The sequence below is a fragment of the Frigoribacterium sp. PhB118 genome (assembly GCF_003751725.1).
Taxonomy (GTDB): domain Bacteria; phylum Actinomycetota; class Actinomycetes; order Actinomycetales; family Microbacteriaceae; genus Frigoribacterium.
Window position 1 is genome coordinate 284,341 of record NZ_RKID01000002.1, and the last position, 20,491, is coordinate 304,831.

The 20,491-nt window shown below is 73.8% G+C and carries 19 protein-coding genes; 12 read left to right on the forward strand and 7 right to left on the reverse strand.

Annotation, left to right across the window (positions count from 1 at the left end):
• Positions 1 to 21: 21 nt before the first annotated feature.
• Positions 22 to 1,083, reverse strand: a complete 1,062-nt coding sequence (locus EDF21_RS08405; RefSeq protein ID WP_123571033.1) for a C40 family peptidase — start codon at positions 1,081 to 1,083, stop codon at positions 22 to 24.
• Between the two features lie 221 nt (positions 1,084 to 1,304).
• Positions 1,305 to 1,946 carry a DUF1992 domain-containing protein gene (locus EDF21_RS08410; RefSeq protein WP_123571034.1) on the reverse strand — a complete coding sequence of 214 codons (642 nt, stop codon included), beginning with the start codon at positions 1,944 to 1,946 and terminating at the stop codon, positions 1,305 to 1,307.
• Positions 1,947 to 2,106: 160 nt separating this feature from the next.
• Between EDF21_RS08410 and EDF21_RS08415 the strand changes: the two genes are divergently transcribed.
• Positions 2,107 to 2,523: a hypothetical protein gene (locus EDF21_RS08415; protein ID WP_123571035.1), complete on the forward strand. Its 417-nt coding sequence runs from the start codon at positions 2,107 to 2,109 to the stop codon at positions 2,521 to 2,523.
• Between the two features lie 211 nt (positions 2,524 to 2,734).
• Here the strand turns inward: EDF21_RS08415 and EDF21_RS08420 are convergent, their stop codons facing one another.
• Together EDF21_RS08420 and EDF21_RS08425 are read right to left on the reverse strand one after the other, a co-directional pair.
• Positions 2,735 to 3,226 (reverse strand): hypothetical protein, encoded by a 492-nt coding sequence (locus EDF21_RS08420; RefSeq protein WP_123571036.1) that lies wholly within the window; start codon positions 3,224 to 3,226, stop codon positions 2,735 to 2,737.
• Positions 3,227 to 3,424: 198 nt separating this feature from the next.
• Positions 3,425 to 4,300: a Rieske 2Fe-2S domain-containing protein gene (locus EDF21_RS08425; protein WP_123571037.1), complete on the reverse strand. Its 876-nt coding sequence runs from the start codon at positions 4,298 to 4,300 to the stop codon at positions 3,425 to 3,427.
• Positions 4,301 to 4,753: 453 nt separating this feature from the next.
• Here EDF21_RS08425 and EDF21_RS08430 point away from each other — a divergent pair, with 453 nt between their 5' ends.
• Positions 4,754 to 5,899, forward strand: a complete 1,146-nt coding sequence (locus EDF21_RS08430) for a BMP family protein (RefSeq protein ID WP_123571038.1) — start codon at positions 4,754 to 4,756, stop codon at positions 5,897 to 5,899.
• A 124-nt stretch (positions 5,900 to 6,023) separates the two neighbouring features.
• Here the strand turns inward: EDF21_RS08430 and EDF21_RS08435 are convergent, their stop codons facing one another.
• Positions 6,024 to 8,186 (reverse strand): transketolase, encoded by a 2,163-nt coding sequence (locus EDF21_RS08435; protein WP_123571039.1) that lies wholly within the window; start codon positions 8,184 to 8,186, stop codon positions 6,024 to 6,026.
• 222 nt (positions 8,187 to 8,408) lie between these two features.
• On the opposite strand from EDF21_RS08435, the gene EDF21_RS08440 reads away from it, so the two are divergent.
• From EDF21_RS08440 to EDF21_RS08455, 4 genes are all read left to right on the forward strand, one after another.
• Positions 8,409 to 9,140, forward strand: a complete 732-nt coding sequence (locus EDF21_RS08440) for a GntR family transcriptional regulator (protein WP_056227873.1) — start codon at positions 8,409 to 8,411, stop codon at positions 9,138 to 9,140.
• Between the two features lie 110 nt (positions 9,141 to 9,250).
• The gene (locus tag EDF21_RS08445; RefSeq protein WP_158612887.1) at positions 9,251 to 9,706 is read left to right on the forward strand and encodes a PTS sugar transporter subunit IIA; all 456 of its coding nucleotides are present in this window, start codon (positions 9,251 to 9,253) and stop codon (positions 9,704 to 9,706) included.
• Positions 9,703 to 10,005, forward strand: a complete 303-nt coding sequence (locus EDF21_RS08450; protein ID WP_056044337.1) for a PTS sugar transporter subunit IIB — start codon at positions 9,703 to 9,705, stop codon at positions 10,003 to 10,005. The genes EDF21_RS08445 and EDF21_RS08450 overlap by 4 nt, the downstream gene beginning before the upstream one ends.
• Positions 10,006 to 10,013: 8 nt before the next feature.
• Positions 10,014 to 11,459: a PTS ascorbate transporter subunit IIC gene (locus tag EDF21_RS08455; RefSeq protein ID WP_347342489.1), complete on the forward strand. Its 1,446-nt coding sequence runs from the start codon at positions 10,014 to 10,016 to the stop codon at positions 11,457 to 11,459.
• A gap of 232 nt (positions 11,460 to 11,691) precedes the next feature.
• Here EDF21_RS08455 and EDF21_RS08460 read toward each other — a convergent pair whose 3' ends face one another.
• Positions 11,692 to 13,053 carry an FAD-dependent monooxygenase gene (locus EDF21_RS08460; RefSeq protein ID WP_233568427.1) on the reverse strand — a complete coding sequence of 454 codons (1,362 nt, stop codon included), beginning with the start codon at positions 13,051 to 13,053 and terminating at the stop codon, positions 11,692 to 11,694.
• Between the two features lie 60 nt (positions 13,054 to 13,113).
• Between EDF21_RS08460 and EDF21_RS08465 the strand changes: the two genes are divergently transcribed.
• Positions 13,114 to 13,614 carry a MarR family winged helix-turn-helix transcriptional regulator gene (locus EDF21_RS08465; protein WP_233568428.1) on the forward strand — a complete coding sequence of 167 codons (501 nt, stop codon included), beginning with the start codon at positions 13,114 to 13,116 and terminating at the stop codon, positions 13,612 to 13,614.
• A gap of 58 nt (positions 13,615 to 13,672) precedes the next feature.
• Here EDF21_RS08465 and EDF21_RS08470 read toward each other — a convergent pair whose 3' ends face one another.
• Positions 13,673 to 14,983, reverse strand: coding sequence for an amidohydrolase (locus EDF21_RS08470; protein WP_123571043.1), 1,311 nt, complete (start codon positions 14,981 to 14,983; stop codon positions 13,673 to 13,675).
• A 135-nt stretch (positions 14,984 to 15,118) separates the two neighbouring features.
• Between EDF21_RS08470 and EDF21_RS08475 the strand changes: the two genes are divergently transcribed.
• From EDF21_RS08475 to EDF21_RS08495, 5 genes are all read left to right on the forward strand, one after another.
• A complete protein-coding gene (locus EDF21_RS08475) occupies positions 15,119 to 15,769 on the forward strand; it encodes a GNAT family N-acetyltransferase (RefSeq protein ID WP_158612888.1) in 651 nt (216 codons plus the stop codon).
• A 73-nt stretch (positions 15,770 to 15,842) separates the two neighbouring features.
• Complete coding sequence (gene chrA, locus EDF21_RS08480; RefSeq protein ID WP_370274457.1) at positions 15,843 to 17,111, forward strand: chromate efflux transporter; 1,269 nt, start codon at positions 15,843 to 15,845, stop codon at positions 17,109 to 17,111.
• A gap of 69 nt (positions 17,112 to 17,180) precedes the next feature.
• Positions 17,181 to 18,287: a nuclease-related domain-containing protein gene (locus tag EDF21_RS08485; RefSeq protein WP_123571045.1), complete on the forward strand. Its 1,107-nt coding sequence runs from the start codon at positions 17,181 to 17,183 to the stop codon at positions 18,285 to 18,287.
• Positions 18,288 to 18,459: 172 nt separating this feature from the next.
• Entirely contained in the window at positions 18,460 to 19,764 is a 1,305-nt protein-coding gene (locus EDF21_RS08490) for a PP2C family protein-serine/threonine phosphatase (RefSeq protein ID WP_123571046.1), read from the forward strand.
• Between the two features lie 26 nt (positions 19,765 to 19,790).
• Positions 19,791 to 20,336, forward strand: coding sequence for a cysteine hydrolase family protein (locus EDF21_RS08495; RefSeq protein ID WP_123571047.1), 546 nt, complete (start codon positions 19,791 to 19,793; stop codon positions 20,334 to 20,336).
• Positions 20,337 to 20,491: the final 155 nt, after the last annotated feature.

A 20,491-nucleotide genomic window follows, 5' to 3' on the forward strand; every position in this document is an offset into this window, starting at 1 on the left:
CAGCCGAGCCCGAGGGACGGCTCAGCCGTCGATGCGGACGAAGTGGTGCGCCTGGTTCCAGATCGGGCGGACGTCGACGAAGCCGCCGGGCTTCGGGGCGTCGAGGATCATGCCGTTGCCGGCGTAGATGCCGTCGTGGGCCAGGTTGTCGAACACGACGAGGTCGCCGGGGACCGCCTCGGACTCGGGGATGGTCCGGCCCTCGGTGTTCTGCGTCGGCACGTAGTGGGTCAACTCGATGCCGAACTGCGCGTAGACGAACGTGATGAGGCCGGAGCAGTCGAACTTCGAGGGGTCTTCACCGCCGTGAACGTACGGCGTGCCGATGTACTGCAGCGCGACCGCGAGCACCTGGTCGCGGTCCAGTTCGGGGTAGAGAGGGTTCGCGAGGTAGTCGGCCGTGGTCGGCCCCTCGTAGGTCGTGTTCGCCGCGGCCTTGCGGTTCTGCAGGTTCTGCGTCACGACGTCGACCATCGACGTGGCCGAGTAGGCGTCGCGGGCGGTCTCGTCGGACTCGTCCGTCAGCGAGGCGGTGTCGACCGACAGCGTCTGCGAACCGAGCGACGACCGCGCCGTCGCACCCGCGGCGACGGCCTGGGCCTCGTCGCCGGTGGTCGCGAGCAGGGGGAGGACGCCGCTGGCGGCGAATCCGACGATCGCGGTGACGATGGAGAGCTTCTTGACGGCGGTGCCGACGCTGCGCGCCGCACCGGGGCGGCCGGCGGCCGCACGGGTCGGCGACGCAGGACGTGCGGCCACGACCGCGGCACGGCGAGCGCGGCGCGACGGACGGACAGGTGCCGGGTGGCCGGTGGACGAGGAGGCGCGGGCCGCGTCCTCGGGACGAGCGGCGGCGCTGGCCGTGGCGGCGGACTCTTCGAGACCGAGCAGGGGGCCGGTCTGAACCGGCGCGTCGGCGCGTCGGGGTCGGACGCGCGGGGCGACCGAGGCCTCGGCAGCACCGACGAGGGCGGGGCACTCGACGAAGGACTCACGGTGCGAGGTGGGGAGGACGTCCCGTCGGGCACGGCGTTCGCGACGCTCGAGGGCGAGGCGGGCCGAACGCTCTCCGAGCGGCCTCACACCGGTCGAGCCAGCCTGACCCGCAGGACGCTGACCAGCACTTTCGACGTGACCAGCCGTCGCGCCACCCTGATCCGGAGAGGTCGGGGAGGCGGGCTTCGTCACGCGTGCGGTCCTCTCGTCTGGGGGTGGTGCGAACACTCGACCCTAGCGCGCATCATCCTCGAGGTGTAGTTCTCGTCGGAAAAAGATCACGAACAGGTCACGAGGCCAGGCGGTGATCACTCGTCGGATGACGGCGGCTCACCCGGCCCGGACGACGGTCCCGGGTCGCCTCGGCGCCGCTTGAGCTCGCGTCGCAGGGCCCGCCGTTCGCGCCAGCTCGGGGGTGGTGGCGGCACGGCGGCGGCCTCGGCGGCCCGGCGCGCCTGCCGCCTCTCGTGCCAGAGCAGGACCTCGCCGTCGACGTCCCGCGTGGGCGTCACGACCGGGGGTCCGCCGGACAGCTGGCGCCTGGCCTCGACGATGCGCGCGTTGAAGTCCTCGAGGTGCGACCGCACGGCGGCCTCGGAGCGCAGCCGGTCGAGCTCGGCGTGCAGACCCGTGCTCTCGGCGCGCAGCGACAGGGCCGGAGGGGCGAGCCCGGTGAGCCCCTCGCGCTCGATCAGACCGCGGAGCCACCAGTCGGGGTCGACCGTGCCGCCGGCCAGGCCGGGCAGCGGCTTGCCGGCGAGCGGCAGGTCGTCGAACTCGCCACGGGCGATCGCCTGGTCGATGGCGGTGCGGGCCCAGGCCCGCATCTCGGCGGCCGTGCGGGTGTCGCGGGGCGCGTCGTCGTTCGGCACGTCGCCGTCGACCCGGTAGCGGGCCGCGTCGACGCGGTGGTCGCGACCCTGCGGTCGTCGTTCGGGTTCTCGGTCCATGCGCCGCGCCTCCTGCGCTCGTCGTGGGGCGGCGGACGGTGCCCGGCCGTCGCTCCTGCTCGTTCGTGCTCTTCGGGGTTCGTGGCGTCGAGGGTACGCCGCACCACCGACGGCGGCCGGGCCTACCCTGGAGGCCCCGCCCGCCGATCGAGGAGGCCCGATGCGCGACGCCGCCCCACCCGCCCCCCGCACGATCTCGGCGGCGTACGCCCTGTGGATCGCCGTCGTCGCCCTGGGCGTCGTCGGTGCCGTCCTGCTGATGCTCTTCGGCGGGCCGGCCCGGGTGTCGACGTCCGGCGGGGCCCTGGCCGACCCGCGCGGGGCGGACATCGCCGGCGGCGTGTTCGCGATCGTGGTCGCCCTGGTGCAGCTCGCGGTCGTGCGGTCGATGCGCGACGGGCGCCGCTGGGCACGCACCGTGCTGCTCGTGCTGACGATCCTGCAGGTGCTGGGCGGCGTGAGCGGGGCGAGTGGCGGCGGAGTGCTCGAGTGGGCGTCCGTGATCTGCGCGCTGATCGCCTCCCTGCTGATGCTGCTGCCGCCGTCGACTGCGTTCTTCGAGCGGCACGCCCGCTAGGCGCGTCGGCGCTCCACGACGCCCCGAGGAGGCGCGGCTCGTCCGGCGACGAGGCGCGGGTCGTCAGGCGAGGACGCGCCGCTCGTCAGCGGAGGCGCGGGTCGTCCGGTGAGGACGCGCGGGTCGTCCGGTGAGGACGCGCCGCCCGTCCGCGGAGGCGCGGGTCGTCAGGCGAGGACGCGCGGGTCGTCCGGTGCGGACGCGCCGCCCGTCAGACCGAGCGGCCCCGACCCCGGGCGCGCAGCACGTCGACGACGACCGCGCCGACCACGGCTCCGGCGCCGATCAGGGCGAGCACGGTGCTCGACCGGACGAAGTCCGAGCGGCGACCGCGGGGCAGGCGACCGGCCGCGAGGTCGTGCAGCAGCTGGCCGGACGCGGCGAGGCAGGCGGACTCGGCCTCGGCGTCGTGCAGCGACCAGTCCGGCACGGACACGTCGCCGATCACGCTGACGTCCCCGTCGTCCGCGTCGAACCAGACGTCGACGGGGGCGCGTCGTGGCCCGGTGATCGTCAGCACGCGCGACTGCCAGCCGACGCGTCGCAGGGTCGTGCCCGGCACCTCGTCGCCGACCCACGAATGGACGACCCGCAGGCGCCCGCTTTCCTCCGCGGCGGCCAGGTCGAGTGCCCGCTGCAGCCGGTCGACGAACGGCGGACGCTCGGGTTCGGGCAACGAGATGGTCGGCAGGCCTCGGTACATGCCGACAGTGTGCCCCGCCCGCCTGGACGCCGCCGCACCTGCACCCGCACCCGCACCCGCCGGCCCGCCAGCCCGCCAGCCCGCCACGAACTAAACATTCCGCCACGCAAAAAGGTGGCGGCTTGTTTACTTCGTGGCGTGATGTCCACTTCGTGGCGGCGAGGGCAGGGAGGCGCGGCGAGCGACGGACGGCTGGGCTCAGCCGGCGTTCGGCAGCCGCACCTCCAGCGTGCCGTCGACGACGCGGGTCTCGAAGCGCGGCTGGGGCGAGGTCGCCGGCCCGTGGACGACTTCGCCCGTCGCGAGCGAGAAGACGCTGTCGTGCCACGGGCAGGTGACGCAGGCCTCGCCGCGTTCCGTGCCGACGCGGCCGTCGGCGAGGGACGCCGACAGGTGGCTGCAGGTGTCCGACAGCACCTCGACGCGGTCGCCGTGGCGATACGCCACCACGGGCTGGCCCGACACCTCGAGGGCGGTGAGTTCGCGGTCGGGCAGCTCGTCGACCCGGGCGATCTCGTGCCAGCCGGGCGCGACCAGGTGCGGGACGTCCTCGGCGTGGTTGGCGCCGACGGCCTGACGATAGGCGAGGTGTCCGCCGATGAAGCCGCCGGCCGAGACGGCACCGAGCCCCGCGAAGCCGAGCAGCTTGGCGCTGAGCGACCGTCCTCGCACGCGCTGCAGGTACGAGGCCCCGTACAGGGCCGTCGCGACGAGGTTGGCCGCCGAGTGGACGAGGCCGACGCGCTTCTGCTGCTCGTGCGTCGCGGCCCAGTCGGCGAAGCCGGCGAGCGCGGACGGCGCCACGGCGAGCACGCCCACGCCGACGAGGGTCCGGGCGGCCCGGTCCTGGCCGGGCAGCAGGTCGAGCACGGCCGCGCTGATCCAGGCGCCGGTCGGCACGAGCACCATCACGGGGTGCAACGGGTGGCCGGCGGGGACGCCGTGCAGCACGTCGCGCAGGCTGCGCGGCGCGAGGACCCGGTCGACGACGCCGGCGACGCGGTCGACGAGCGGGTCCAGCCGCTCGGCGTTCTCGAGGGCGGTCAGGGTCCTGACGATTCCGAGTTCTCGCATGACGTGCCTCCAGTGCTGGTCCGGGCCGTGGATTCGTGTTGTCCCGAGCAAACACCCGTTGCACCCGACCCGCCGTCTCGCCCGCCACCACCGCCGCAGCCCGCCAGCCCGCCAGCCCGCCACGAACTAAACACTCCGCCACGAGAAAAAGTGGCGGCATGTTCACTTCGTGGCGGCGAGAGCAGAGAGGTCTGGTGCAGCCCGCCAACCCGCCACGATGTGGTCACAACGCCACGACCAGTCCTGGCGCTGTGGCCATCTCGTGGCGTGGAAGGCAGGAGGCGCGGTGTCGGCCGGGCGCGGCGAGCGCAGGAGGCGCGGCGCCGGCCGCCGACGGAGCCCGCCCCCGTCACACGCTTGGCACGGAGCCCCGCAGGCAGTTGACTGTGTCCACCCGCCCGGCCCGCACCGCCGGCACCCCCACAGCACACCCCTTCCCGGAGGTCCCGCCTCATGTCCGTCCGCCCCGCCACGTCCGCACGCCCGGCAGCACGCCCCGCACCCGCCCGCCTCGGGGACCGCCCGTCGTCCCGCCTCCGTCACCCGCGCCTCCTCGGGGTGGCCGGCGGCCTCGCCGGTCTCGCCCTGCTCGCCGGCTGTGCCAGCGCTCCCGCCGAGGGCGGCGGCAGCACCTCCGCCGCGGGCGAGGACTGCGCCCGGATGGTGACGAACTCGGGCGGGCTCGACGACCGCTCGTTCAACCAGTCGAGCTGGGCCGGCCTGCAGAAGGCCGAGAAGGAGGACGGCATCCAGGCCCGCGTGCTCGTCTCGACGACCGAGAACGACCTGGCCCCGAACGTCGCGCAGGCCGTCGACTCGGGCTGCGGCTTCGTGCTGACCGTCGGCTACGAGCTCGCCCCCGCCACCGAGGAGCAGGCGGCGGCCAACCCCGACATCGACTTCGCCATCGTCGACGAGACCGTCGAGGCCCCGAACGTCAAGCCGATCCTGTTCGACACCGCGCAGGCCTCGTACCTCGCCGGCTACCTCGCGGCGGGCGTGAGCAAGACGGGCAAGGTCGCGACCTTCGGCGGCGGCAACCAGCCCCCGGTCACCCTGTTCATGGACGGCTTCGCGGACGGCGTCGACGCCTACAACGCCGCGAACGGCACGACCGTGCAACTGCTCGGCTGGTCGAAGGAGGCGCAGGACGGCTCGTTCACCGGCGACTTCGAGGACGTCAACAAGGGCAAGCAGCTCGCCCAGGCGCTGATCGACCAGGGTGCCGACGTGATCATGCCGGTGGCCGGGCAGGTCGGCGAGGGGGCGGCGTCGGCCGCGCTCGCCACGGGCGGCGTCGACGTGATCTGGGTCGACAACGACGGCTACGACACGCTGCCCGCCGAGTACCGGCCGATCGTGCTGACCAGCGTCATCAAGGACACCGAGAAGGCCGTCCAGCAGATCGCCGTCTCGTCGACCGACGACTCGTTCACCAACGAGCCCTACGTCGGCACGCTCGACAACGGCGGCGTCGGCCTCGCGCCGTTCCACGACCTGGCGTCGTCGGTCAGCCCCGAGCTGTCGGACGAGCTCGACGCCCTGCGCGACCAGATCGCCAGCGGAGCCGTGACGGTCACCTCGCCCAGCCAGCCGTAGGCCGGTCCCGGGCTCGGGCCCGGCAGCGACCCCTGCCGCCCCGCCGAGTGGGCAGAAGATGCTCTTCAGCGCGAGCCGAGCAGCACCTTCTGCCCACTCGCGGGCCAGGACGAGGAGGCGCGGGTCAGGAAGCGACGGAGGTCGCCGCCCGGGCGGCAGCAGCCCGGGCGGCAGCCCCGCGAACGGCGGCGACGACGCGGTCGGTCGTCATGCCGCGCTCGCGCAGCGCGTCGGCCGCGGGGGCCGACAGGCCGAACTCGTCGATGCCGACGACCACGCCGTCGGGGCCGGCGACGCCCTCCCAGCCGAAGCTCGCGGCCGCCTCGACCACGACCCGGGCCGTCACCGCGCGGGGCAGCACCTGCTCGCGGTACTCGGCGGGCTGGGCGTCGAACCACTCGCGGCAGGGCATCGACACGACGCGCACGGCGAGGTCGTCGATCTGCGCGACGGCTTCGAGCACGAGGGCGACCTCGCTGCCCGTGGCGACGACGACCACATCGGGCGTGCCGGCATCGGTCGTGCCGGCGTCGGTCGCGCCGGCTTCGGTCGTGCCGCCGCCGGTCGTGCCGGTGCCCGCGGCCGCAGCCGCAGCCGCAGCCGCGGCCGCAGCACCGCCGTCCTGCACCACGTAGGCCCCGCGGCGCACACCCGCACGCACCACGTCGGCGGGCGTCGCCGCGACCGGCAGCGGCTGTCGGGCCAGGACCAGACCGGCCGGGCCGTCCTTCTCGAGGATCGCCAGCCAGGCGGCGGCGGTCTCGGCGCCGTCGGCCGGGCGCACGACCGAGAACCCGGGCATCGCGCGCAGGCTCGCCAGGTGCTCGATCGGCTGGTGGGTCGGCCCGTCGGCGCCGAGGGCGACCGAGTCGTGTGACCAGAGGTAGGTGACCGGCAGCTGCATGAGCGCCGCCAGCCGGATCGCCGGGCGCTGGTAGTCGCTGAACACGAGGAACGTGCCGGCGAAGAACCGCGAGCCCTCGATCAGCGCGATGCCGTTCATGGCCGAGGCCATCGCCCCCTCGCGCACGCCCCAGTGGACGTTGCGACCGGCGCGGCCGGTGCCGGGGGCTTCCTCGGGGAGGTACGACGCGCCTCCTGCGATCGCCGTGCGGTTGGGCTCGGCGAGGTCGGCCGAACCACCCCACAGCTCGGGCAGCGCCTCGGCGAGCGCCTGGATGACCGTGCCCGACGCGTCGCGGGTGGCGAGCGTGTCGCCGGGGGAGAAGACGGGGAGGCGCGACCCGAGGTCCGCGGGCAGGGTGCGCGACCGCGAGCGGTGCAGCTCGGCGGCGGCCACGGGGTGGGCGGCCTCCCAGGCGTCGGCGGCGACCTGCCAGGCCTCGCGGGCGGCCCGGCCCCGCTCGAGCACGGACCGGGTGTGGGCGAGCACGGCGTCGTCCACGGTGAAGGGCTCGGAGTCGACGCCGAGCTCGACCCGGGTCGCGGCGACCTCGTCGGCACCGAGCGGGGCGCCGTGCGAGGCCGAGGTGTTGCGGGCGTTCGGCGCGGGCCAGGCGATCTGCGACTTGAGCACCACGAGGTGCGGGCGGTCGCCCCGGCGGTCGGTCGTCGAGAGCACCTCGTCGAGGGCCTCGACGTCGACGTCGCCGTCCGGGGCGAGTCCGACGTGGTCGACGCGCCAGCCCTGCGCGGCGAACCGGGCGCCGACGTTCTCGCTCGAGGTGAGGCTCGTGTCGCCCTCGATCTGGATGTCGTTGTCGTCGTAGACCACCGTCAGGTTGCCGAGGCGGTGACGTCCGGCGAGCGCACCGGCCTCGTACGAGAGGCCCTCCTGCAGGTCGCCGTCGGACGCGAGCACGAAGACGCGGCGGTCGAAGACGGACTCGCCCGGGGCGGCGTCGGGGTCGTTGACGGCACGCTCGTGCAGCATCGCCATCGCCATGCCGACGGCCGTGGCGAGGCCCTGCCCGAGCGGCCCGGTCGTGGTCTCGACGCCGGGGGTGTGGCCGAGCTCGGGGTGGCCGGGGGTGCGCGACCCGAACGACCGGAACGCCTTGAGGTCGTCGAGCGACACGTCGTAGCCGGTGAGGAACAGCTGCGTGTAGAGCAGGACGCTCGCGTGTCCGCAGCTCAGCACGAACCGGTCACGGCCGGCCCAGTCGGGTGCCTGCGGGTCGTGCCGCAGGTGCTTCTGGAAGAGGAGGTGCGCGACGGGGGCCAGCGCGGACGCCGTCCCCGGGTGTCCGGACCCGGCGCGCTCGACGGCGTCGAGGGCGAGCAGGCGGGCGGTGGTGACGGCGGCGGCGTCGAGGTCGTGGATCACGTGAGGGGCTCCGGTTCGGGGAGGGGCGGGCTGGGTCTCCGACGACCGTAGCGTCGGTCATCAGGACGTCATGATGAATCAAGACGACTGTCGACTTGCACCGGTGGTCGGCGAGACGTACCCTCGTCGAAGTCATCATGACGACTTGACGACCTGACGACTCGACGACCTGACGTCGTCGGGCGGGCACCACCCACTTCAGCAACGGCGCGGAGGCACCAGATGAGCACCACGAGCGGCACGAGCAAGTACGTGGCCGTGCGCGAGCACCTGCTGTCCCGCATCCAGAAGCTCGAACCCGGGTCGCAGCTGCCCGCCGAGCCCGTCCTCTGCGACGAGTACGGCGTCAGCCGCATCACGCTGCGGCACGCGGTCGACGGCCTCATCGCGGACGGCCACCTGGTGCGCGAGCACGGCCGGGGCACCTTCGTCACCGAGCCGCAGTACCGCCTGCACTACCGCGAGCGCTTCGCCGACGAGGTCAAGGGCTTCCACGCGCAGCAGACGGGCGAGGGCTTCGCGGTCAGCACCCGCGTGCTCGACCAGAAGGTCGTCCGGGCCGGCGAGACGGTGGCGAGCCACCTCGACATCAACTCGGCCGACGAGGTGGTCGAGCTGACCCGCCTGCGCTTCGTCAACGGCTCGCTGCACCACCTCGTCGTGACCTGGTTGCCGCACGCGCTCTTCCCCGAGACGGCGACCGTCGACTTCACCGACGGCTCGCTCTACGGGCACCTCGACCGCGAGCACGGCGTCACGCTCGCCCGACAGGACCTGCTCGTCTCGCTCGACGGGGCCAGCACCCTCCACGCCGACGAACTCGACGTCCCCCTCGGGACGACCCTGCTGAAGATCGCGTCGACGGTGTTCGACGGCGACGAGCGGGCCGTCGCGTACGGGACCAGCCACTTCACCCCGCAGAACAGCGAGATCTTCTTCGGCCTGCACGGCTGACCGACCGGGCGCGCCTCGCCCGCCGAGCCGCGCCTCCTGAACCCCCTTCCCACCACCGCAACCGACGCCCGTCCCGACGCCGACGTCACCGACCCCCACCAGGAACGACAGTGCTGACCGACCTCCTCACCCCCGAGACCATCCTCTTCGCCGACCGCGTCGACGGCTGGCGCGACGCCGTCGAACGCGTCGCTCAGCCCCTGCTCGACAACGGCGCCATCAGCAGCCACTACGTCGCGGCCATGACCGACTCGATCGCCGCGGGCGGCACCTACATCGACCTGGGCTTCGGCATCGCCCTCGCGCACAGCCGGCCCGAGAACGGCGTCGAGCGCACCGGGCTCTCGAGCCTGCGCGTCGGCGAGACGGTGCTGTTGAACGACGACGCGGCGCACCCGATCGACCTCTTCTTCTGCCTCGCCGCGACCGACCCCCAGAGCCACCTCGACACGATGATGGCCCTCGCCACCCTGCTCTCCGACGAGACGCTCCGCGCCGAGCTGCTCGCCTCCTCCACCCCCGCCGACACCCTGGCGGTCCTCACCAAGATCGGACAGAACGCATGAAATTCCTCGCCGTCTGCAGCTCGGGCCTCGGTTCGAGCTTCATGGTCCACATGAACATCGAGAAGGTCCTCAAAGAGCAGGGCATCACCGGGGTCGACGTCGACCACGCCGACCTCGGCTCGGTCGGCCCGGGTGCCGCCGACGTGATCTTCGTCGGCGCCGACCTGGCCGACTCCGTCGGCGGCCTCGGCGACGTCGTGGTGCTCGACAGCATCATCGACCTGGCCGAGCTGCGCACCAAGGTGCGCGAGACCGCCGTGCGCAAGGGCGTGACCGTGCCCGACGCCGGGGCCAACTGATGGAGGGCGTGCTCTCCGTCCTGCTGGACGTCTTCCGCCAGCCCGCGATCATCGTCGCGCTGATCTCGCTCGTCGGGCTGCTGCTGCAGCGCAAGGCGTTCAGCGACGTGCTCAAGGGCACCGTGCGCACCCTCGTCGGGTTCCTCGTGCTGGCCGCCGGAGCCGGCGTGGTCGTCGCCTCGCTCGACCCGTTCGGCGCCATGTTCCAGGAGGCCTTCGACGTCCAGGGCGTCGTGCCGAACAACGAGGCCATCGTCGGCCAGGTGCTGCTCGACTACGGCTCGGCCGCCGCGCTGATCTTCTTCTTCGGGTTCATCGTCAACGTGCTGCTGGCCGCGACGACGCACTTCAAGTACATCTACCTCTCGGGCCACGTCGCCTTCTACATGGCGGCGATGATCGCCGTGATCCTCGGCGTCGCCGGGTTCCCGGTCTGGGGCGTCGTGCTCTGGGGTGCGCTGCTGCAGGGTCTCGTCACGACGCTGTCGCCGGCGATCGTGCAGCCCTTCATGCGCAAGGTCACCGGCTCGAACGACGTCGCCCTCGGCCACACCGGCGGTGCCGGCGTCGCCCTGAGCGGCCTGGTCGCGACGCTGACCCGCGGCAAGGGCACCCGGTCGAAGTCCACGGAAGACATCACGTTCCCGAAGGGGCTCGGGTTCCTGCGCGACACCACGGTGATCGTGGCCCTGTCGATGGCCGTGATCTACGTGATCGTCGCCCTGTTCGCCGGGTCGGCCTTCGTCGAGACCGAGCTGAGCGACGGCCAGAACTACATCGTCTACGTCGTCATGCAGGCCGCGACCTTCTCGGCGGGCGTCTTCGTGATCCTCGCCGGCGTGCGCGTCGTGCTGGCCGAGATCGTGCCCGCGTTCAAGGGCATCAGCGAGCGCCTGGTCAAGAACGCGATCCCCGCACTCGACGTCCCGATCACCTTCACGTTCGCCCCGAACGCCGTGCTGATCGGGTTCCTCGCGAGCTTCGTCGGCGGCATCGTCGGCATGTCGGTGATGATCTTCGCCGGCACCGCCATCGTGATCCCCGGCGTCGTCGCGCACTTCATGACCGGAGCCGCGTCGGGCGTCATCGGCAACGCCGCGGGCGGTCGACGCGGTGCCGTGCTCGGTGCCTTCGCCAACGGTCTCGCGATCACGTTCCTGCCGCTGTTCCTGCTGCCGGTGCTCGGCGACATCGGACTGTCGAACTCGACGTTCTCCGACTCGGACTACGGCGTCGTGGGCATCCTGTTCGGCCAGATCAGCCTGGCCGGCGGTCAGATCGCCGTCATCGTCGCGATCCTCGCCTCGCTCGTGCTGGTCTACGCGTCGAGCCTGTTCGTGCGGGCCCGTGCCCGCCGGGCCGGTGGCCGCGACGGCGGTGCCGGCGACGGCTCCGCCGATGCTCCGACGGACGCCGACGGCACGCGCGTCGGCGAGACCGCCTCGGCCCGCTAGGCCGACCTCCCGCCAGGACGGGCGGGTCCGGTGCGAGCGGGCGTCTCCGGACGCCCGCCTCCCCCGGGCGCGCCCGTTCTGCGCGTCCGGGCCGCGCCGCGCGTGTCCGGGCCCTCCGTCGGACGCCTGCACCGCGCCTCCTCGTCCCGACTGCTCGGTCGAGTGGTCCCAGATCGTCCTTCCCGGCGGGGTGGAGGACGATCCGGGACCACTCGTCGGGAGCGTCAGGGCGTCAGGGCTCGAGGTGCGCGTAGTCCGGCAGGTCGAGCGCGTCGGCCGGCGGGGTGGAGAAGCGTGCGCCGAGCCGACCCGCGACCCGGGTCGACGCGAGCCGCACCCCGGCGTGGAACACCGCGACGCCCGCGCGGGACCTCGGGTTGGCGACCCGCGGCACCCCCGGCGGCAGCTGCTGCGCCTGCTCGACGTAGGGACGCATCAGGCGCTCGTACCCGGCGAAGGCGTCGCGGTGGTGACGATGGGAGGCGAGCTCGCCGGCCAACACGTAGGCCCCGGCCAGCGACAAGCTCGTGCCCATGCCGCTCACCGGCGAGGCACAGTACGCGGCGTCGCCGAGCAACACGACCCGGCCCGACGACCAGCGCGGCGCCCGCACCTGCCCGATCGACTCGGAGTAGAGGTCGTCCGCGTGGTCGAAGCCGTCGAGCACGCGTCGGGCCTCCCAGCCCGCGTCGTCGAAGATCTCGTGCAGTCGGGCCCGCTGTTCCGCGACGGTGCGGCGCTCGGCCCCGCCCCGCTCACGGGTGCGGTCGGTGACGAACGACATCGCGGCCCGGATCGTCCCGTGCGCGTCGGGCCGCAGGGTGATCGAGCGACCCCCGGCGGCGTTGTACCAGCGCCACCAGTCGTCGTCTGCGGCCGTGCGCGGGATCGTCGCGTACGAGGTCTCGAGCCCCAGCGACCGGATCGTCGGCTCGTCGCCGAACACCAGGCGCCGCGTCGACGAGCCGATGCCGTCGGCGGCGACCACGAGGTCGAAGCGTTCGTCGGGAGCGTGCTCGAACGAGACGACGACGCGCCGCGAGCCGGATCCGGGAGGCGCGGTGCCGGCGAGCGCGGAGGCCGCGGTGGTCGTCGGGTCGCCTCCCGTGGCGGCATCAGCGGCGGCGCCGGCGGCCCCCACCCCGCCGCCGACCCCGACCCCGTCGTCCTCGCGAATTCCGGTGATGCGGTCGCCGAAGCGGTACGTGGTGCCACGACCCCTGCCGTCGCTCGTGGTGCGCCCGACGAGGAGCCGCGCGAGGTCCCCCCGCAGGATCTCGAGTTCGGCGGTCGCGCCTCCGGAGTCCGAGGTGCCGGCCGGGAACTCGGCGACCGTGCGGCCCGTCGGCCCGACGAACCGGGTGCCGACCTCACCCGTGGTGGCGGCGCGGACGTCGTCCTCGAGGCCCATGCGGCGCACGACCTCGCGGCCCGCACCGCGGACGTCGACGTTCTGCCCGCCGGTCCGCAGCTCGGGGGCCCGTTCGACGATCGTCGTCTCGAAGCCGTATCGGTCGAGCCAGTAGGCGAGGGCAGGCCCCGCGATGCTGGCACCCGAGACGAGGACGCGGGTGCGCGTGGTGGGGATGGTCACTAATTGCTCCCTGGATTGATTATCAACGATATTGGCAATCTACACGGCTATCGTTGAGTGGTGACCGACATCGACCCCCGCGACCGCCCCGATCGCGACGACCGCACCCGGGCCCGGCGTGACGGTCGCGAGCTGCCCGCCGACGACATCCGTGCCCGCGTGCAGCAGGTGGCCGTCCGGCAGCAGCGCTTCGAGCGGCACCTGGCCGAGCGTCTCGGCGTCGACCGGGCCGGGCTCGACGCCATGGACCACCTGATCACGACCGGCCCGGCGACCCCGAGCGAGCTGGCGCGCCGCGTCGAGGTGTCGACGGCCGCGATGACCCTCGTGTTGAACCGCCTCGAGTCGGCCGGTCACGTGCGGCGCGAACGACACCCCTCCGACGGCCGCAAGCTGATCGTCACGGCCGAGCAAGCCTCGGCCGACCGGGCCTACGAGCAGGTGCTGCCGATGATCGACGGCATCGAGCACCTCGTCGACGGCATGGACGAGGCCGAGCGGGCGGTCGTGCAGGGCTTCCTCGACCGACTGATCGCCGTGTACGACGACGCGACGCCCTGAGGCCGCCCTGAGCTCGTCGACGAGACCTCACGACGTACCGAGGCGCGCGGCCGTGCGCTCAGTGCCCTGCGCCTCCTGACGCACCGTGATCCGCCAGCCACTCGTGGGCCGCCGCGACGAGTGCGTCCACGCCGTTCGTCAGGGTCGGCTCGACGACCGGCGCATAGAGGGGCGAGTGGTTCGACGGCAGCTGAGCCACGATCCGCGGCACGTCCGCGGCCGACGTCGCCTCGGCGAACGACGCGGGGTCGGCACCCCCGAGCAGCCAGAAGCTGCACGGCGCACCGGCCGCGGTGGCGAGGATGCCGACGTCCTCGCTGCCCGTCACCGGCCCGGGAGCGATGACCTGCTGCTCGCCGAAACGACGCACCAAGGAGGCGCGGGTGCGGTCCGCCGCGGACAGGTCGTTCACGACGGCCGGAAAGCTCTCGTAGTGCTCGACGGTGGGCGGCTGCGGTGCGCCGGCCGCCGCGGCCTCGCCCTCGGCGATTCGCGTGACGGCGGCGAGCGCCCGCTCTCGGACGTGCTCGTCGAACGACCGCATGCTGATCAGGATCTCGGCGGTGTCGGGGATCACGTTGTTCTTGGTGCCCGCGTGGATCGACCCGACGGTGACGACCAGCCGCTCGGCCGCCGACGTCTCACGCGACACGACGGTCTGCAACCGGAGGACGGTCGCGGCCGCCAGCACGATGGGGTCGACGGTCGTCTCGGGGCGCGACCCGTGCCCGCCGCGACCGTGGAACGTGATGCGGATGCCGTCCTGCGCGGCGAAGGCGGGGCCGGACTGCAGGGCGACGAGACCGGCCGGGAACGGCGCGACGTGCTGGCCGAGGACGACGTCGGGGGTGGGGACGCGGTCGAGCAGCCCGTCGGCGACGAGCGCGCGGGCGCCGGCACCGAGCTCTTCGGCGGGCTGGAAGAGCACCTCGAGGGTGCCCGACCAGGTGTCGCCGGTCGCCAGTCGGCGTGCGGCACCGACGAGGCAGGTCACGTGCACGTCGTGACCGCAGGCGTGCATCACCGGCACGTCGCGCCCGTCGGGGTCGGTGCCTCGGGCCGTGCTGGCGTAGTCCAGGCCGGTGGCCTCGGCGACGGGCAGTCCGTCCATGTCGGCGCGCAGCAGCACGGTCGGGCCGTCCCCGCGGCGCAACACGCCGACCACACCCGTGCCCCCGACGCCGGTGTGCACCTCGAAGCCGAGGGCGGTGAGCTCGGCCGCGACGATCGCGGCCGTCGCGTCCTCGTGGAACGACAACTCGGGGTGTCGGTGGAGATGCCGGTACAACTCGTCGAGCGGGGCGCCCACGGCGGGCGGCCGGACGTCGTCGGGGAGGGGGCGCGGCTGGTCGGTGCCGGTCGAGGTCATGAGGTGCTCCTCTGGTGGTGCGTGGGTGGTTCGTGGCGACGACGCTACCCACCACCCCCGTCACTCGCCACGTGCCACGTGCCCGCCGCCCTCTCGCCGCCCCTCGTGGCCGCCGACCCGGCCTACGCTCGAGGGGTGATCGAGACGACCGACGGCCTCATCCCGCTCGTCGACCGGTGGGTCGAGGGCTGGGCGCTCTCGCGTGGCGCCGCCCGTCACCGCGACGGCGACGCCTGGCGGGTCGACGTCGCCGCCGCGACCCGCGTCGTCGAACGGATCGTGGCCCACCCGACCCCGGACGAGCTCACCCGCCTCGTCGACGAGACGACCGCGCCCGACGTCTGGCTGTCGGTGATCGGCCCCCTCGACGACGTCGCCCGCGCGACCCTGGCCCGGCTCGACGCCGTGACGCATGCCGAGCGGATGATGACGAGCCAGGTGTCGGTGCGGCCGCTCCCCGCGGGCGTGATCGACGACGACGACGGCGACGGCGACGGCCGGGTCGTGCACGTCCGGGTCGAGGTCGACGGCGTCGTCGCCGCCCGCGGCCAGGCGGCGGTCGTCGGCGACCACGTCGTCTTCGACCGCATCGCGACCGAGCCCGACTTCCGGAGGCGCGGGCTGGGCAGCCGCGTCATGGCCGGCCTCGAGCACGGGGCCGCCGCCCGAGGAGCGACGACGGGTCTGCTCTTCGCGAGCGTCGACGGTCGCCGCCTCTACGAGAGCCTCGGCTGGCGGGAGGTCGCCGAGCTGGGGACCTGGCGGGGTCGCGGCCTCCCGGGGTGACGACCCGCGCCTCCTCGTGGGTGGCCTCGTGGCCGCGGTACCGCGCGGGGCGGCCACCTGCCACGATGACCTCGTGACCGAGCGCGCACCCGATCCGACGGCCCGACCCGAGAAGCCGTCGAGCCGCGGCGCGGCCCGGGTGCGTGAGGTGCTGGCGGCGTTCTCGGTGCTCGGGGTCACGTCGTTCGGCGGCCCGGTCGCGCACCTCGGGTACTTCCGGGCCGAGGCCGTGAGCAGACGACGCTGGCTCGGCGACACCGCGTACGGCGACCTCGTCGCGATCGCGCAGTTCCTGCCCGGCCCGGCGTCGAGCCAGGTCGGGTTCGGGCTCGGCCTGCTCCGGGCGGGGCCCGTCGGAGCGCTCGTCGCCTTCGTGGCCTTCACCCTGCCGTCGGCACTCGTCATGTTCGTCATCGCCACCGGCGTCGGCCTGTTCGAGGGCCCGGTGGCCTCGGCGATCGTCACGGGGCTGGGGATCGGCGCGGTCGCGATCGTCGCCCATGCCGTGATCGGCATGTCCCGCGCACTGGCACCGGACCCGACGAGAGCGAGCATCGCGGTGGCCGCGGCCGTCCTCGCGCTGACACTGACCGGCCCGGCCGGGCAGCTCTCGGCGATCGCGCTGGGGGCGCTGGCCGGGCTCGCCTTCTGTCGGCGGTCCGACCCGACGGCCGGAGCGGCGGTGCCCGCCGTCCATCCCGAGCCCCTCCGGTTCCCCGTCTCGCGGGCCGCGGGCGTCGTCTGCCTCGTGGCCTTCGCCTCCCTGTTGGTCGGCCTTCCCGCCGTCGCCGCTACGACCGGGTCGGGGACGATCGCGCTCGTCGACGTCTTCTACCGGGCAGGCGCCCTGGTCTTCGGCGGAGGGCACGTCGTCCTGCCGCTGTTGCACGCCGGCCTGGTCGAGCCGGGATTCGTCGACGACGACACCTTCTTGACGGGTTATGCCGCCGCCCAGGCCGTCCCCGGCCCGCTGTTCACCCTCGCGACCTACCTCGGCACCGTGGCCGACATCGGGCCGGGAGGCGCGCTCGGGGCCGCGCTCGCGACCGTCGCGATCTTCGCGCCCGGGTTCCTCCTGCTCGTCGGGGTGCTGCCGTTCTGGAACGCCCTGGGGAGCCGGGCACCGGTCCGGGCCCTGATGCGCGGGGCCAACGCGGCGGTCGTGGGCCTGCTGGTCGCCGCCCTCTACGACCCCGTCGTCACGACCGCGATCACCGGGGTGGCGCCGTTCTGCCTGGCGCTCGTCTGCTTCGTGCTGCTGGTCGTGTGGCGGACCCCGCCGTGGGCCGTCGTCGCGGTGGCGGCGGCCGGCGGGCTGCTGCTCGGGGCCCTGCCCGCCTGACCCCCCCCGACCGGGCGGGACCCGGCGAGGCATCCTCGCGCCGCCCACACCCCGTGTTCTGCTGGAGGCATGCCGTTCGACCAGAGCCTCGTCCCGTGGATCATCGCCGCCGTTCTGCTCGTCGCCCTGATCGTCGTGGCCGTCGTGCTGCGGGCGCGGGCGAAGCGGGCCCTGGCCGCCGCGAAGGCGGCCGCCGACGAGCAGGCCCGGGCCGCCCGCGAGCAGCACGAGGCCCTCGCCGCGGCCCACGACGACGCCCTCGCTAAGGCCGCCGCCGACCACGCCCGCGAGCGCGACGCCCTGGGCGCCGAGCGTCAGGCCGCCCTCACCGAGGCGAAGCAGGCGCGCGACCTCGTGGCGTCCGGCCTCAAGTGGGAGGCCACCTCGCGCGACGACATCGCCGACACCTGCCGACAGCTGGGCGTGGACGCGGTGTTGCTGACCAACGTGGTCTTCGTTCCCGTGGCGACCGGCGCCTCCTCGCGGTTCGTCGCGCAGGTCGACCACGTCCTGCTCGCCGAGACCGGCGTGATGGTGATCGAGAACAAGGGCTGGAACGGCATCGTCTTCGACGGCCTGACCCCGAGCAGCGTGTTCCCGGCCTTCGCGGGCCTGTTCGACGAGAGCACGATGACGCCGCCGTTCGCGCTGCAGGTCGTCAAGGACTCGCCCACCGTGCTGACCGTGCGCACCCACCTCGGCCGCGAGGCCCCCGCGTCGCAGGTGCGGCGCCAGGCGCAGCGGCTGTCCGACCGGGTGCAGGCCGAGACCGGCGTCCGGCTCTGGTTCGACACCTGCGTCTTCTACTCGCACCGCGACGCGACGGTCTTCGCGACCGAGCGCGACGCCACCGACGGAGGCGCGGCCACGGCGATCGTGTCGCACCGGTCCCAGCTGGCGGGCGTCGTCCGCGAACTGACCTCGCGTCCGACGAAGAAGCTGTCCCGGGCACGGGTCGACGACCTCGCCCGGCTGTTCGCGTCGTACGGCGCCGACGTGCTGCGCTTCGGCGCCCACGCCCAGGAGGCGCGGGTCGCGTCGGTGCCGGAGGCCGCGGCCCCCGAGGCGGCGGCCCCAGCCCGCGAGCCGGAGGCCACGGCCACCACCGCCGCCGCCGCCGCCTCCTCCTCCTCCTCCTCCGCCCAGGATGCCCAGGGGTCCGACCGGACCGAGTGAGACAGGCGTCGCCTGTGGACGACGCCTCGCCCCCAGGAGGCACGGTGCCGGTTCCGCCCACACCGCGCCTCCCCGGGTCCGCGGCCCGTCGGCGGCACCCTGTAGCGTCGTCGGGAGACGAGACAAGACGACACCTGTGGTCGACGGGCGACCCAGGGGCGAGGGGACCGGCATGGGACGCGTGACGGAGGGCGCCGACGCGATCGGACGGGCACTCAACACGGCCCTGCGACGCGTGCCCGTCGAGAAGGTGCCGCTGTTCCGGCAGTCGTTCATCGCCCTGCTGATCGCGCTGGCCGCGGTGCTCAGCGCCACCCTGCCCTGGCTGATCGTCACCGATCCGGTCACGATGTGGCTCGGCGTGGCGGTCGCCGTCGCGGCCCTGGCGTTCGCCGCCACGATGGCCCGCCACACCCGGCTCCGGCGATGGGAGCTGCTGGTGCCCGCGGCCGACTTCGTCGCCGTGGGGCTGCTGCGCTACGGCACGGGTGACCAGCGATCGGTCTTCCTGCCGATCGTGCTGCTCGCGGTCGTCTGGGTCGCGTCCTGGCCCGGTCGGCGCAACGTCCTGCTGCCCCTGGTCGGAACGTCCGTCACCCTGCTGCTGCCGTACCTGTTCACCGCGGACGGTCGGGGCCCGAGCGAGTTGATCCGGCTGGCGTTCGCCCTGGTCGTCTACGCGACCGTCGCCGCGGCGGTCAACGAACTCGCCCGGCAGGCGAAGGCCCGACTCGAGCGGGCGCGGGCCCAGCAGCACGCCCTCGAGCGCGAGCTCAACCGGGCCGCCGTGGTGCAGCAGTCGCTGCTGCCGCCGGACGCCTCGACCCTGCCCGACGCCTTCGCGGTGTTCGGGGCCTGCGTGCCGGCCCGCGAGGTCGGCGGCGACTTCTTCGACTGGTACCCGACCTCGACCGGCATCGCCGTGACCGTCGGCGACGTCATGGGCAAGGGCGTCGGCGCGGGCATGATCGCGGCGGCGGTGCGCTCGGTGATCCGCAGCAGCGTCGAGGACGGTGACCCGGCCGAGGCCTTCCACCGCGCCTCCGTGGGGTTGACGACGAGCGCGTACGACACCGAGACGCAGTTCACGACGTCGTTCCACGCGCGCATCGACGCCGACGGCGCGGTGCTCTGGGCCGACGCCGGGCACGGCCTGGCCTTCATCCGTCGAGCCTCGGGGGCCGTAGACCGCCTGAACTCGGCCGACCTGCCCATCGGCGTGGGCACCGGCTGGCACCGGCACCGCTCGCAGCTCGACGAGGGCGACGTGTTCGTCTGTGTCAGCGACGGCGTGCTCGACCTGTTCCCCGTCGAACTCGAGGCGATGCACGACCTCGAGCGACTGCTCGCCGCGACGCCCGAGCCGGCACGCATCGTCGAGGTCGTCGAGCGGCTCGCCCTCGAGCGCGACCGGAGCGACGACGTGACCGTGGTCGCCACGACGCTCGTGCCGACGTCGGTGCCGGCGCGTCCCTGAGCCCCGCGGCCTGGCATGCTGGCCCGATGACCCGCGCCCTGCTCATCGTCGACATCCAGCTGGACTACTTCCCCGGGGGCGCGTTCCCGCTCGTCGAGCCCGAGGCGGCCGCCGCTGCCGCCGGTGACGTGCTCGAGGCGTTCCGGGCGTCGGGTGAGCCCGTCGTCCACATCTTCCACGTCTCGACCGGCGAGGGTGCGACGTTCTTCCGCCCCGGGACCGACGGCCTCGCGTTCCACCCGGCCGTCGAACCCCGCGACGGCGAGCTGGTCGTCGAGAAGCACGTGCCGAACAGCTTCGTGGGCACAGGACTCGAGGCCAGCCTCCGCGAGCGCGACGTGACCGAACTCGTGATCGTCGGGATGATGAGCAGCATGTGCGTCGACTCGACCACGCGGGCCGCGCACGAGCTCGGTTTCGCCTGCACCGTCGTCACCGACGCCTGCGCGGCCCCCGACCTCGTGCACGGCGGGACGACCGTCGCCGGCCGCGACGTGCACGCCGCCTTCATGGCCGCCCTCGACGGCAGCTTCGCGACCGTCGTCACGAGCGAGGTGCTGCTCGCCGCCTGAGCGGCCTGGGTGACGCGGGACACCGCGTGACGCTCCTGGCCGCCCCGCCCGGCGTCGGGGCGCCGGGCGCCGAGCACCGGGCGCCAGACGCCGGACGCCGGACGCCGGACGCCGAGCGCCGTTCCGTGCCGCTCCGGGTCTTCCCGCCACGAAGT